This is a genomic window from Nocardia cyriacigeorgica, from assembly GCF_010858045.1.
GTDB classification, from domain to species: Bacteria; Actinomycetota; Actinomycetes; order Mycobacteriales; family Mycobacteriaceae; genus Nocardia; species Nocardia cyriacigeorgica_E.
Genome location: NZ_JAAGVC010000021.1, coordinates 23,698 through 36,078 on the forward strand (window position 1 = coordinate 23,698; position 12,381 = coordinate 36,078).

Below are 12,381 nucleotides of genomic sequence, written 5' to 3' on the forward strand. Positions count from 1 at the left end.
CACTACGGCCCGATTACGCTTGACAGGGGTTTTCCGAGGTTTATTGTAATGAACGTACTGATCCGGTGTTGTGCGGCGATGACGGCGAGGCAACCGTGGCAGGTTCGGATACAACAGTCGTAATGGCTCTTCCCGGCACTCAGCGAAGTGCCGATCCGGTGGCGCAGCCCCAGATTTCCGGGCCGCTGCCGACCTCGGATCTACTTGTCAGAGCGTGCCGAGGGCACCGTGTTATCGGCGGTCAGCTGCTCTGGTATGCCCGTGACCTGGCGATTCTGCATGAGAGACGGCTGGTCGGCCGGGGCGGATCGATCGACACCCGGCCCTCGACCGTCATCGAAATCGAGCGCCGCCGAGGCGAATTGGTGATGGCGATCGATGACTGGGTGGTGCGCAACGTTCCCCAGCACCGGTTGGGCGCCACCCTGCACACCGAGACCATCGGCGCGGTGATCGACCGGCTGGCCGAGGCGTCCGTGCGGGCCCATCACGCGTTGATGACCCTCGACGCCCACGATGATCTGCTGCACAGCGCCTGGCATCACCTGGCCGAACTGGCCGACGCCTACGACGACCTGGTACGCGACGTACTGGCCGGTCGGCGCAGGCTGCCCGAATGGTGAGCGGGCGGGGCGGCGGAACAGTGTGCTGAGAAGGTCGCGGCCGGGTAACGGCCGCCACCTCTCGTCAACCCCGGTAGCGGCGGTGATCGGTCGCGAAATCATCGGCGACCGTCGCCGCCAGTTCCACATATGCCCGCTTGGTCTGCTTGTGCAGCCGGTGCAGATCGATCTCCGCGCCCTCGGACATGTGCTGGTCGAACGGGATGATGTGCACCGCGCGACAGCGCGACAGGAAGTACTCGCGCAACTGCTGGATGCCCACATTCGGTGATCCGGCGCGTGGAGAGTTGATCACCACCACCGCGTTTCGCACCAGATGGTCGTGCCCGTGCAGCGACAACCAGTCCAGTGTCGCGGCGGCACTGCGGGCGCCGTCGATCGCGGGGGATGAGATCAACACCAGCGAATGTGCCAGCTCCAGCACACCGGCCATGGCCGAGTGCATCAGACCGGTGCCGCAGTCGGTGAGGATGATGTTGTAGAACCGCTGCAAGATTCGCGCGACGGCCCGGTACTCGTCCTCGTTGAACGCCTCCGACGCCGCCGGATCGCGTTCACTGGCAAGTACTTCCAGTCGGCTGGTGGCCTGCGAGGTGTGCCTGCGCACGTCCGAGTAGCGCTGGATCGAGGAATCGAGCAGCAGGTCGCGCACCGTCGACCGGGTCTGCAACGGCACCCGCTGCGACAAGGTGCCGAAGTCCGGGTTGGCGTCGACGGCGATCACTCGGTCGCCGCGGATCGAGGCGAAGGTCGAGCCCAGACCCATGGTGGTCGTGGTCTTGCCGACGCCACCCTTCAGCGAGAGCACCGCGATGCGGTAATCGCCTCGCACCGGCTGCCGGATCCGCGCCACCAACTCCTGCAACCGGCGTTCCTCGGCCGACATGCCCGGGTTGATGGCGCCGCCCGACACATGGTGCACCGCCTTACGCCAGCCGGAGCCCGCAGGCTTCTTGGCCGCGCGCCCTCGGATCGGCACATTGTCCAGCGACGGTGTCGGCACCGGTGGCTGCTGTTGCATGCCCCACTGCTGCGGCTGCGCGGGCTGCTGCGGTGGGTTCGCACCGTGCGCCGCGGAATGCTGCGGCGGAACAGGATGCTGTGGCTGTACCGGATGCTGTGGCGCCGAAGGATATTCCGGTGCGGCGTGCGGACCCGGTGCAGAGAGCGGAGCTCGATTCGGCGCCATCGGGCCCGGGGCCTGCGGATAACCGTGCGGACCCGGCGCCTGATCGCTCGGCGCGCGCATGGGCGCTGGATGATGCGGCCCCGGCGCCTCGGGGCCGGGTGTGACCGGGCCCTGCCACTGCGGGGCGTTCGGTCCCGGTCGACCCTGCTGGTCGGCGCCACGCGGCCCGGCCTGCGACGGATGTTCGGGCGCTCGCAACGAATTCTGCTCGGTGCCGGTGATCGGTTGCGACGGCTGCGGGCGCTCGAAGCCGGACGAATGGGTAGCAGGCGTGGTGTAGATGCTCTGCGATCCACCCCGGCCAGCTTCCGGCTCGACTGCGGGAGCCGACTCGCTCACCGGTGCCGCGAAGGAGCGCGGCGGCTGGGCGATAGGTGACGGCCCGACCGCGGACTCGGCCGCGGATTGCCCGGTGTGCCACGACTGTTCGGGGGTGGTCGGCCGGGCTTGCTCGGGGCCGCTGCCGATGCCGGTGACCGGCTGGGACGGCAGCGGGTGCTCGGAGCCCGACGTATGGGGCGAAGCCGCGGCGTGCGGATTCTGCGGTTGGCCCGGTACGGGGCCGTCCGCCGCCGGTGGCGCCGCCTGCTGCGGACGTGCCTCGGCAGCGTCGGCCGGAGTGGCGCGGACCTGGTCTGCCGACGCGTCCGGCCCCTCGGACGGCAGCCAGTGCCGGCCACGCGTGGCCGACACCGCACTGTCCGCCGGGCTAGGGCGACCCTCCGAAGCCGGGGCGCGGTTCGGATCGACGGCCCGCTCGACGGCACCCGACTGCGCTGAGCGGGGTGCCTCATCAGGACGGCGCACCGCGACGTCATCGGCCGGTGTCGATGAGATCGGTTTCGGCGAGCCGGTCGCCGAATCGGTCCGCAGATCGCTCGGGGCTCCTCGATCGTCGGCATCGGGAGCCGACGCAGGATCGCTCGCAGCGTTACTCGGCACCGATTCGGCTGCGTCCGTGGAAGCTCGGGGCCGGCTCGGCGGTGGCGGCAGGTCGGGCAGCCGCGGCAGCGGGCGCTGGGCGGTCGGCTGCTCGGGCGTGTTCGCGGAGTCCGCCGGCGCGAGCCACGCCGGCGGTGCCTCGGCGGGTCCGGCACCCGCGGCGGATGCCGACGTCTGCGAGCCGGACGTTCGATTCGATGTCGCATCGGGGGAGGTCTGCGCTGTCGCTGGAGTTGCACCGGCGGAAGTTCCGCTGCCTTCGCCGGTCTCGCGGCCCTCGGCCTGATCACCTTCGGCGGTCCGCGGTCCCTCCAACCACGATGGCGGCTCCGCGGTCGGCGTCTCCGCGCGGTCGACGGACGACGCGTCGGGGCCACCCTGCGAGGAAGCCCGCTCGGAGACTGCCGGTCGATCAGCCGTCGAAGTCGCGTCGGCCGAGGTTGCCTGCGGGGGCGCGATCGGATTCTGCGGTGAGGAGGCGTGTGGCTGCTGCGCGATCGGGGTCTGTGGCGACGAGGCGTGCGGCTGCGGCTGCTGCGCGATCGGGGTCTGCGGCGACGAGGCGTGCGGCTGCGGCTGCGGTGCGATCGGGGTCTGTGGCGTCGGCGCGTGTCGCTGCGGCGGTTGCGGTGCGAGCGGGATCTGTGGCGACGAGGCGTGCGGCTGCGGTGCGATCGGAGTCTGCGGCGATGAGGCGTGTGGCAGCGGTGCGATCGGAGTTTGCGGTGCAGGGGTGTGAGTCGGGGCCTGCGGTGGAGCGGGCGGCGCGGGTGGATGCGAGCGCGGGCCGAGATGCACCGTCGCCTCGGTCGAGATCGGCTGCTGATCGACCGGCGGCTGTGGTGGGCGCGGCCCGAGCGGCTGGAACTCGGCCGGCGGTTCGCTCGGGGTGCGGGTCGGCAGTTGCGCCGACGGACGGTCGGCGGTCTGAGCCGGACCCTGCTGCCATGAGTTGTCCGGACCCGGGCGGTAGGGCTGCTGGGTGGGGGCGGATTGATACGGGTCGGCCGGACCGGATTCGGGGGACCGGTCCGCAGGCCGGTAGTCGGCCGGGCGCTGCTCGAACGGCGGCGCGCTCTGCCTGCCGCCGTCGAGTTGCCGCGGTGGGTTCGACCATTGATCTCCGGGTCGCGACGTGCGAGATCCGACCTCATTACGCTCGTCGGCGTGCTCCTCGACCTGGTGGTCGTCGTTCTTGTCCCGGCGCCAGGGTTTGCGGCGCTTCTCCTTGCGGGGGCCGGGGGCGTCGGAGCGGTCGCCCTCGGGAGCCGGCCGCTTGAAGCGGCGCTTGGGGGCGGGGGTGTCCTCGATCAGTTCGTCGTGCGGAAGGTTCTGAACCGGTGGGGCTTCGTAGTCGATCTGCTGCCCGACCTGGGTGACCTCGCTGTCGGAGAGCCACGGCGGCAGCATGGGGAGGCCGTCATTGCTGCGGCTCACGCATCCCCCTCTGATGTGCTGGACCTCGGACAGCGGTCAGTTTACGCGACAGCCGGGGTCCGGCGTGGTCGAGGCAGTTCCCACATTTGCCTGCCCCGCAGGCTCTGCGTGGTTACGCTTCGCCGCCGCCTCCGAACCACGCACGGGGCAGGCGGTGCTCCGATGGGAAGGCTCGCGGTGGGTGCTCCGCGCCGTGCGCCGAGAGCCCCGCGATGGGGGACTGTGGGCGTGTTTTGCCCGATCGGGCGCCTGCCGGTAAGCTTGAGCGGCGGTGCACCTATGCGCCGACTGTTCGCATGCGACCGGTCCGGGCTCAAGCAGTCCATACCGACCGGTTGCATTCGGGCGGTACCACCAATCAGACCAGGTTGAGCATAACCGGGATCGCGGAGGATATGGCGAAGAAAGACGGGGCCATCGAGGTCGAGGGTCGAGTTGTCGAGCCGCTGCCCAATGCGATGTTCCGGATCGAGCTCGAGAACGGGCACAAGGTTCTCGCGCACATCAGCGGCAAGATGCGGCAGCACTACATCCGCATCCTGCCGGAGGACCGTGTGGTCGTCGAGCTCTCGCCCTACGACCTGTCCCGCGGCCGTATCGTTTATCGCTATAAGTGAGTCGGCGAGCGGTCCCTGCTCGCGATTGGCTGCCCACAAGACTTCCTCGATCCACGGACCGGGGGAAACAGGAATTCCCCAGCCGGCAGGCTGGGGAAAAGCTGTGTTCACAGCACGTGTGAACCACAACAAGATTGGACGGACGTGAAGGTTCAGCCGAGCGTCAAGAAGATCTGCGAGAAGTGCAAGGTGATCCGCCGTAACGGCCGGGTCATGGTGATCTGCGAGAACCTGCGCCACAAGCAGCGTCAGGGCTGACACCAGCCAAGCACCGAACGCGGTTCGGATTGGCACACCAATTGAATGGGCGAGCGCCACTCGCCCGAGAAGAACTCCCAGCTCCAGCCGTGCACTGCGGAATTCGGGTTCACCCCCGAGGTGCATGAGCCAACCCCCGGTACGGAGGCCGGGGCCCCGCCACGACGAGGGGACGGACAGGGAGCAGACCTCCGCAACGATTAAGGAACTGCCACATGGCACGTCTCATGGGCGTCGATCTCCCGCGCGAAAAGCGCATGGAGATCGCACTGACCTACATTTTCGGTATCGGCCGTACCCGCGCCAAGGAAATCCTGGCGGCGACCTCGGTCAGCCCGGATCTGCGGTCGAAGGATCTGACCGACGACGATCTGACCAAGCTGCGCGACTACATCGAAGCCTCGGAGTTCAAGGTCGAAGGTGACCTGCGCCGTGAGGTGCAGGCCGACATTCGTCGCAAGATCGAAATCGGCTGCTACCAGGGCCTGCGTCATCGTCGCCACCTGCCGGTGCGCGGCCAGCGCACCAAGACCAATGCGCGTACGCGCAAGGGTCCGAAGAAGACCGTCGCCGGCAAGAAGAAGTAGGGATAACCGATGCCTCCGAAGTCACGGGCCTCCGGCCCCAAGAAGACCCAGAAGTCGCGTCGCCGGGAAAAGAAGAACGTCCCGCACGGCCACGCGCACATCAAGTCCACGTTCAACAACACGATCGTGTCGATCACCGACCCGTCCGGCAACGTCATCTCCTGGGCGTCCTCCGGCCACGTCGGTTTCAAGGGTTCGCGCAAGTCGACCCCGTTCGCCGCGCAGCTGGCCGCCGAGAACGCGGCACGCAAGGCGCAGGAGAACGGCGTCAAGAAGGTCGACGTGTTCGTCAAGGGCCCCGGTTCGGGCCGCGAGACCGCGATCCGTTCGCTGCAGGCCGCGGGCCTGGAAGTGGGCACGATCTCCGATGTCACCCCGCAGCCGCACAACGGCTGCCGTCCGCCCAAGCGGCGTCGCGTCTAACGGGAAAGGAAGGTAGACCACAATGGCCCGTTACACCGGACCCGCAACGCGCAAGAGCCGTCGCCTCCGCGTCGACCTGGTCGGCGGCGACCAGGCGTTCGAACGTCGCCCCTACCCGCCCGGCCAGCACGGCCGCGCGCGGATCAAGGAGAGCGAATACCTGCTCCAGCTGCAGGAGAAGCAGAAGGCTCGCTTCTCCTACGGCGTGATGGAGAAGCAGTTCCGCCGGTACTACGAAGAGGCCAACCGCCTCAAGGGCAAGACCGGTGACAACCTGCTTCGCCTGCTCGAAACCCGTCTGGACAACGTCGTGTACCGCGCCGGTCTGGCGCGCACCCGCCGCCAGGCCCGCCAGCTGGTCAGCCACGGCCACTTCCTGGTGAACAACCGGAAGGTGGATGTTCCCTCCTTCCGCGTCACCCAGTACGACATCATCGATGTCAAGGAGAAGTCGCTGAACACGCTGCCGTTCCAGGTGGCGCGCGAGACCGTCGGCGACCGTCCGGTCCCCGGCTGGCTCCAGGTCATCCCTGGCCGCCTGCGCATCCTGGTCCACCAGGAGCCCGAGCGCGCCCAGATCGATGTGCCGCTGCAGGAACAGCTGATCGTCGAGTACTACTCGAAGTAACAGCTGCTCCGCTGCTGGTGCGTGATCGTCCGTCCCGGGCGATCACGCACAACCCTTAGACGAGGCGTCAAATAGCGGGCGCCCACAAAGGAGGATGATCCACATGCTGATTTCCCAGCGTCCGACCCTGACCGAAGAGGTCGTGGCGGAGAACCGCTCGAAGTTCACCATCGAACCCCTCGAGCCGGGCTTCGGTTACACCCTCGGCAACTCGCTGCGCCGTACCCTGCTGTCCTCGATCCCGGGGGCCGCGGTGACGAGCATCCGCATCGATGGCGTCCTGCACGAGTTCACCACCGTCCCCGGGGTGAAGGAAGATGTCACCGACATCATCCTGAACCTCAAGGGTCTGGTCGTGTCCTCGGAGGAGGACGAGCCGGTCACCATGTACCTGCGCAAGCAGGGCCCCGGCACCGTCACCGCCGATGACATCGTCCCGCCGTCCGGCGTCGTGGTGCACAACCCGGACATGCACATCGCCACCCTGAACGACAAGGGCAAGCTCGAGATCGAGCTGGTCGTCGAGCGCGGTCGCGGTTACGTCCCGGCGGTGCAGAACAAGGCGTCCGGTGCGGAAATCGGCCGGATCCCGGTGGACTCGATCTACTCCCCGGTGCTCAAGGTGACCTACAAGGTCGAGGCCACCCGTGTCGAGCAGCGCACCGACTTCGACCGGCTCATCCTGGACGTGGAGACCAAGAACTCCATCAGCGCCCGGGACGCGCTCGCCTCGGCGGGCAAGACCCTGGTCGAGCTCTTCGGCCTGGCCCGTGAGCTGAACGTCGAAGCCGAAGGCATCGAGATCGGCCCGTCGCCGGCCGAGGCGGATCACATCGCCTCGTTCGGTCTGCCGATCGAGGATCTGGACCTGACGGTCCGGTCCTACAACTGCCTCAAGCGCGAGGGTGTGCACACCGTCGGCGAGCTGGTCGCACGCACCGAATCGGATCTGCTGGACATCCGTAACTTCGGCCAGAAGTCCATCGACGAGGTCAAGGTCAAGCTGCACGCGCTCGGCCTCTCGCTCAAGGACAGCCCGGCTTCGTTCGACCCCTCCAGCGTGGTGGGTTACGACGCGGCCACCGGCACCTGGTCCGACAGCGGCAACTTCAGCGACAACGACGGCGGCGAGCAGGACTACGCCGAAACCGAACAGCTCTAGGCCGCTGGGGTAGGCGCCCCGGGGTCTTACTCAAGGAGAACCAACAATGCCCAAGCCCAAGAAGGGTGCCCGCTTCGGCGGGTCGGCGTCGCACCAGAAGGCGATCTTCGCCAATCTGGCCACGGCGCTCTTCGAGCACGGTCGGATCACGACCACCGAGGCCAAGGCCAAGGCGCTGCGCCCGTACGCCGAGAAGCTTGTCACCAAGGCGAAGGGCGGCACTCTTGCCGACCGTCGCGAGGTGCTCAAGGTGATCCGCAACAAGGACGTCGTGCACTCGCTCTTCGCCGAGATCGGCCCCTCGTTCGAGGGTCGCGAGGGTGGCTACACCCGCATCATCAAGGCGCTGCCTCGCAAGGGTGACAACGCTCCGATGGCGATCATCGAACTGGTCCGCGGCGAGACCGTGACCAGGGAAGCCGATCGCGCCCGTCGCGTGGCCGCCTCCAAGAAGGCCGAGGCGCCTGCCGCCGAAGCCGCCGAGGACACCGCCGCCGAGGCTGCCGAGGAGAAGACCGAGGCTCCCGAGGCCGAGGCCACCGCGGACGAGAAGGCCGACGACAAGGCGTGAGTCGTGGTCCCGGTTCCCCGGGATGCGCGTGACGCGTTGAATTCGCCGAACGAGCCCGTCTACCCGTTTCGGGTGGGCGGGCTCGTTCACTTTCCGAGGAGGCCGTGGTGAGCGGGCAGGACGCGAACGAGATCCAGGCACCGGAGACCACCCGGTACCGGCTCGACATCAGTTACGACGGGACCGATTTCATCGGCTGGGCCCGTCAGCCCGGGCTGCGCACGGTCCAGGGTGTGCTGGAGGAATCGCTGGGTAAGGTGCTGCGCGAGACCGTCGCGCTGACGGTGGCCGGGCGCACCGACGCGGGTGTGCACGCCGAAGGTCAGGTCGCGCACTTCGATACCGCCGCCGCGATCGATCAGGACAAACTCGTGCATCGCATGGCGCGGTTCCTGCCGAAGGACGTGCGCATCAAGGACATCCGCGTCGCGCCAGCGGAGTTCGACGCCCGCTTCTCGGCCATCCGCCGTCACTACGCCTACCGATTGACCACTGCCCGTTACGGCGCCGAACCGCTGCAAGCGCGCGGTGTGGTGCCGTGCCGGCCCGGCCTCGATGTGCATGCCATGCGGGCCGCCTCCCGAAACCTGCTCGGCCTGCACGATTTCGCCGCTTTCTGTCGCCGTCGCGAGGGCGCGACGACGGTGCGTGAACTACAGCGATTCGACTGGGCCAGGGAAGGCGATCTGCTGACGGCCTACGTCAGTGCGGACGCGTTCTGCTGGTCGATGGTGCGCAGTCTGGTCGGTGCGGTGCTCGCGGTGGGTGAGGGGCGCCGCGCTCCCGAATGGACCGCCGAGCTGCTCACCGAGCGCACCCGCTCCAGCGCGGTGACCGTGGCGCCGGCGCATGGTCTCAGCCTCATCGCCGTCGATTACCCGGCCGACGCCGAGCTCGCCGCGCGCAACGCGCAGACCAGGGAGATGCGCACCGTCCCAGGTGAGAGTGGTTGCTGCGGTAGTTGAGTCGGCCGGGTGGTGAGCCCGCGATGTGCCCGTGGAAATAAACTCGGCCGCACCGCAGTTCGCATCGACTATGACTATCGACGGGCTCGGAAAGTTCGGTGTGTGGCGCGGCTACAAGGGCGTCACGCCCGAGGAGGCGAAGGAACTGGAGGGGCTTGGCTACAGCACCCTCTGGCTCGGCGGTTCGCCACCGGCGGCGCTGCCCGGCGTCGAGGAATTGCTGGCCGGCACCGAAACGCTGACCGTGGCCACCAGCATCGTCAATGTCTGGACCGCGCCGGCCGCGGAGGTCGCCGAATCGTTCCACCGGCTCGAGGACCGCTTCCCGAACCGTTTCCTGCTCGGCATCGGCGTAGGCCACCCGGAGTTCAACGATCCATACCGCAAGCCCTTCGACGCACTGGTCGACTACCTCGACGAGCTGGACAAGGCCGGTGTGCCGCGCAGTCGGCGGGCGCTGGCCGCGCTGGGCCCGCGGGTGTTGAAGCTGGCCGCCGAACGCACCGCGGGCGCGCTGCCGTACCTGGTCCCGCCGGCGCATACGGCCTTCGCGCGGGAGACCCTCGGGCCCGCCGGGCTGGCCGTCGAGCACAAGTTCGTGCTCGACGAGGACGCCGACCGCGCACGCGAGACCGCCCGCCCGGTCGTGCAGATGTATCTGGGTCTGGGCAATTACGTGCGGAATCTGCGCAAGTTCGGATTCACCGAAGCCGACGTCACCGCGCCCGGTAGCGACGGACTCATCGACGCGCTGGCCGTGCACGGTTCCGCGGATGTGGTGGCCGAGCGGCTGCGCGCCCACTTGGACGCGGGCGCAGACCATCTCGCGGTCCAGCCGCTCGGCCCCGATTACCTGGCCGACCTGCGGGCGCTGGCGCCGGCGCTGATCTCACCGGCCTGATCCGTCTGTCGTCTCAGGTAATCCGGTTCGAGATCAGCTCGATCCGGCCTCGATCGTCTTCGGCCCCGAGCCGCCGCCGGTGATCTCGATCCGGCGCGGCTTGGCGCGTTCGGCGATCGGCAGGGTGACCGAGAGGACCCCGTTGTTGTAGGTGGCGCTGATGTTGTCGGTATCGACGTTGTCGCCGAGGGAAAGCTGCCGCATGTAGGTGCCCGAGAAGCGTTCGGAGGCGATCCACTGGACGCCTTCCTCGCTCGGGGCGGTGCGCTGGGCGCGCAGGGTGAGCGTTCCGTTGTCCACGCTCACATCGACCGATCCGGGATCGACACCGGGCAGGTCGGCGTTGAGCACATAGTGGTCGCCTGCCTTGAACAGATCCATCGGCATGAAACGCGGAGCGCGGCTGGTGCCGGTCGCTTCACCGAGCAGCTGGCGGGCTACAGCATCGATGTCATGGAACGGATCGAACCTCAGCACAGCAATCACCTCCGTTTTCGTTCCCGACGGCGACCGCCACGGCGACGGGCGCCGGAAGCTGTGCACCACCAAAGTTAGCACTCTCGGGTCGAGAGTGCTAGATCCGGTGCGATCGTCCTAAGGGAAAGTTAGGAACCGCCCGCGCGGCTTCCCTTCGGCTTGTGACTGCCGACACAGTGGACTCCGACGGCGCAGAGCCGCGCTGATAAGAGGAGGGTCCAGGTGACAACGACACAGGCCGGTGGTGAACGGCGAGTAGTGGCGAACGTGCTGCGCGGATCGATCGGCAACCTCGTCGAGTGGTACGACTGGTACGTCTACGCCGCGTTCAGCGTCTACTTCGCGAAGGCGTTCTTCCCCGATGGCGATCCCACCGCGCAGCTGCTCTCGACCGCCGCGGTGTTCGCGGTCGGGTTCATCATGCGCCCGATCGGCGGCTGGGCGCTCGGACGCTACGCCGACCGCTTCGGCCGCCGCTCCGCGCTGACCCTGTCGGTGACGGTGATGGCCGCCGGTTCGCTGATGATCGCGCTGACCCCCGGCTATCAGACCATCGGCATCGCGGCCCCGGTGATGTTGCTGCTGGCGCGGCTGCTGCAGGGTCTTTCGGTCGGCGGCGAGTACGCCACCAGTGCGACCTATCTGTCGGAGGTGGCCTCCGCGGGCCGTCGCGGCTTCTACTCCAGCTTCCAGTACGTGACGCTGGTGGCCGGCCAGCTGACCGCGCTCGGCGTGCAGATCGTGTTGCAGCAGCTGCTGACTTCGGAGCAGATGCACAGCTGGGGCTGGCGCATTCCGTTCCTGATCGGTGCCGGTGGCGCCATCGTCGTGATGCTGCTGCGGCGTGGCATGGACGAATCGGAATCGTTCAAGGCGGTGGCCGGAAAGCCGGAGTCGTCCGAACCGGCGGCGAGCAGCTCGCGCGGTTCGTTGCGGGTGCTGCTGCAGTATCCACGCGAATGCCTGCTGGTGGTGGGCCTGACCCTGGGCGGCACCGTGGCGTTCTACACGTACACGACCTACATGCAGAAGTTCATGATCAACACCTCCGGTATCTCCAAGGACACCGTCGCCTGGATCAACTTCGCCGCGCTCCTGGTCTTCGTGGTGCTGCAGCCGCTGGCCGGTGGACTGTCCGACCGGATCGGGCGCCGCAAGCTACTGATCTTCTTCGGTGTCAGCGGCACGCTGCTGACCGTGCCGATCATGATGGTGCTCGCCCACACGACCAACGCGTTCGCCGCGTTCGGCCTGATGATGACCGCACTGGTCATCATCACCGGCTACACCTCCATCAACGCGATCGTGAAGGCCGAGCTGTTCCCGACCAAGATCCGTGCGCTCGGTGTCGGGCTGCCGTACGCGCTCACCGTCGCGATCTTCGGCGGCACCGCCGAGATGATCGCGCTCGCGTTGAAGAAGGCGGGCCTGGAGTCGCTGTACTTCTTCTACGTGGCCGGATGCATCGCGGTCTCGCTGCTCACCTACTACTTCATGCGCGAGACCTCGGCCGAGTCCACCATCGACGCCGAAGCTGCCGTCGATACCGATTCGGCCCAGCCGGAACCGGAGCTGGCCGCCGTACGTGCCTGACCGTCCGC

At 67.8% G+C, this 12,381-nt stretch carries 13 protein-coding genes; 11 read left to right on the forward strand and 2 right to left on the reverse strand.

Annotation, left to right across the window (positions count from 1 at the left end; all coding sequences use genetic code 11):
- Window positions 1-122 precede the first annotated feature (122 nt).
- Complete coding sequence (locus tag GV790_RS18265; RefSeq protein WP_163814546.1) at window positions 123-623, forward strand: DUF4254 domain-containing protein; 501 nt, start codon at window positions 123-125, stop codon at window positions 621-623.
- Window positions 624-687: 64 nt separating this feature from the next.
- On the opposite strand, the gene GV790_RS31210 is transcribed toward GV790_RS18265, so the two are convergent.
- Window positions 688-4,191: a MinD/ParA family ATP-binding protein gene (locus GV790_RS31210; protein ID WP_309139011.1), complete on the reverse strand. Its 3,504-nt coding sequence runs from the start codon at window positions 4,189-4,191 to the stop codon at window positions 688-690.
- A 395-nt stretch (window positions 4,192-4,586) separates the two neighbouring features.
- Here GV790_RS31210 and infA point away from each other — a divergent pair, with 395 nt between their 5' ends.
- The 9 genes from infA to GV790_RS18315 all read left to right on the forward strand — a co-directional run bounded on the left by infA (window position 4,587) and on the right by GV790_RS18315 (window position 10,303).
- Window positions 4,587-4,808: a translation initiation factor IF-1 gene (infA, locus tag GV790_RS18275; protein ID WP_003418601.1), complete on the forward strand. Its 222-nt coding sequence runs from the start codon at window positions 4,587-4,589 to the stop codon at window positions 4,806-4,808.
- 144 nt (window positions 4,809-4,952) lie between these two features.
- Window positions 4,953-5,066 (forward strand): 50S ribosomal protein L36, encoded by a 114-nt coding sequence (gene rpmJ / locus GV790_RS18280; protein ID WP_003938068.1) that lies wholly within the window; start codon window positions 4,953-4,955, stop codon window positions 5,064-5,066.
- A gap of 215 nt (window positions 5,067-5,281) precedes the next feature.
- The gene (gene rpsM / locus GV790_RS18285; RefSeq protein ID WP_014349146.1) at window positions 5,282-5,653 is read left to right on the forward strand and encodes a 30S ribosomal protein S13; all 372 of its coding nucleotides are present in this window, start codon (window positions 5,282-5,284) and stop codon (window positions 5,651-5,653) included.
- Window positions 5,654-5,662: 9 nt separating this feature from the next.
- Entirely contained in the window at window positions 5,663-6,076 is a 414-nt protein-coding gene (gene rpsK / locus GV790_RS18290) for a 30S ribosomal protein S11 (protein ID WP_014349147.1), read from the forward strand.
- Between the two features lie 22 nt (window positions 6,077-6,098).
- On the forward strand, window positions 6,099-6,704 hold the full coding sequence (rpsD, locus tag GV790_RS18295) for a 30S ribosomal protein S4 (RefSeq protein ID WP_036533322.1): 606 nt from the start codon (window positions 6,099-6,101) through the stop codon (window positions 6,702-6,704).
- A gap of 103 nt (window positions 6,705-6,807) precedes the next feature.
- On the forward strand, window positions 6,808-7,866 hold the full coding sequence (locus GV790_RS18300) for a DNA-directed RNA polymerase subunit alpha (RefSeq protein ID WP_014349149.1): 1,059 nt from the start codon (window positions 6,808-6,810) through the stop codon (window positions 7,864-7,866).
- 46 nt (window positions 7,867-7,912) lie between these two features.
- On the forward strand, window positions 7,913-8,437 hold the full coding sequence (gene rplQ, locus GV790_RS18305; protein ID WP_163814547.1) for a 50S ribosomal protein L17: 525 nt from the start codon (window positions 7,913-7,915) through the stop codon (window positions 8,435-8,437).
- A gap of 107 nt (window positions 8,438-8,544) precedes the next feature.
- Window positions 8,545-9,402, forward strand: a complete 858-nt coding sequence (gene truA, locus GV790_RS18310) for a tRNA pseudouridine(38-40) synthase TruA (protein WP_163814548.1) — start codon at window positions 8,545-8,547, stop codon at window positions 9,400-9,402.
- Between the two features lie 70 nt (window positions 9,403-9,472).
- Entirely contained in the window at window positions 9,473-10,303 is an 831-nt protein-coding gene (locus tag GV790_RS18315) for an LLM class F420-dependent oxidoreductase (RefSeq protein ID WP_163814549.1), read from the forward strand.
- 33 nt (window positions 10,304-10,336) lie between these two features.
- Here the strand turns inward: GV790_RS18315 and GV790_RS18320 are convergent, their stop codons facing one another.
- Window positions 10,337-10,780 carry an Hsp20/alpha crystallin family protein gene (locus GV790_RS18320; protein ID WP_163814550.1) on the reverse strand — a complete coding sequence of 148 codons (444 nt, stop codon included), beginning with the start codon at window positions 10,778-10,780 and terminating at the stop codon, window positions 10,337-10,339.
- Window positions 10,781-11,002: 222 nt separating this feature from the next.
- On the opposite strand from GV790_RS18320, the gene GV790_RS18325 reads away from it, so the two are divergent.
- Window positions 11,003-12,373 (forward strand): MFS transporter, encoded by a 1,371-nt coding sequence (locus tag GV790_RS18325; protein WP_163814551.1) that lies wholly within the window; start codon window positions 11,003-11,005, stop codon window positions 12,371-12,373.
- Window positions 12,374-12,381: the final 8 nt, after the last annotated feature.

Coding starts and splice junctions, on each gene's coding strand:
- rpsK (WP_014349147.1), top strand. CDS start 5,663: ATGCCTCCGAAGTCACGGGCCTCCGGCCCCAAGAAGACCCAGAAGTCG.
- GV790_RS18300 (WP_014349149.1), top strand. CDS start 6,808: ATGCTGATTTCCCAGCGTCCGACCCTGACCGAAGAGGTCGTGGCGGAG.
- rpsM (WP_014349146.1), top strand. CDS start 5,282: ATGGCACGTCTCATGGGCGTCGATCTCCCGCGCGAAAAGCGCATGGAG.
- GV790_RS18265 (WP_163814546.1), top strand. CDS start 123: ATGGCTCTTCCCGGCACTCAGCGAAGTGCCGATCCGGTGGCGCAGCCC.
- rplQ (WP_163814547.1), top strand. CDS start 7,913: ATGCCCAAGCCCAAGAAGGGTGCCCGCTTCGGCGGGTCGGCGTCGCAC.
- rpsD (WP_036533322.1), top strand. CDS start 6,099: ATGGCCCGTTACACCGGACCCGCAACGCGCAAGAGCCGTCGCCTCCGC.
- GV790_RS18315 (WP_163814549.1), top strand. CDS start 9,473: ATGACTATCGACGGGCTCGGAAAGTTCGGTGTGTGGCGCGGCTACAAG.
- infA (WP_003418601.1), top strand. CDS start 4,587: ATGGCGAAGAAAGACGGGGCCATCGAGGTCGAGGGTCGAGTTGTCGAG.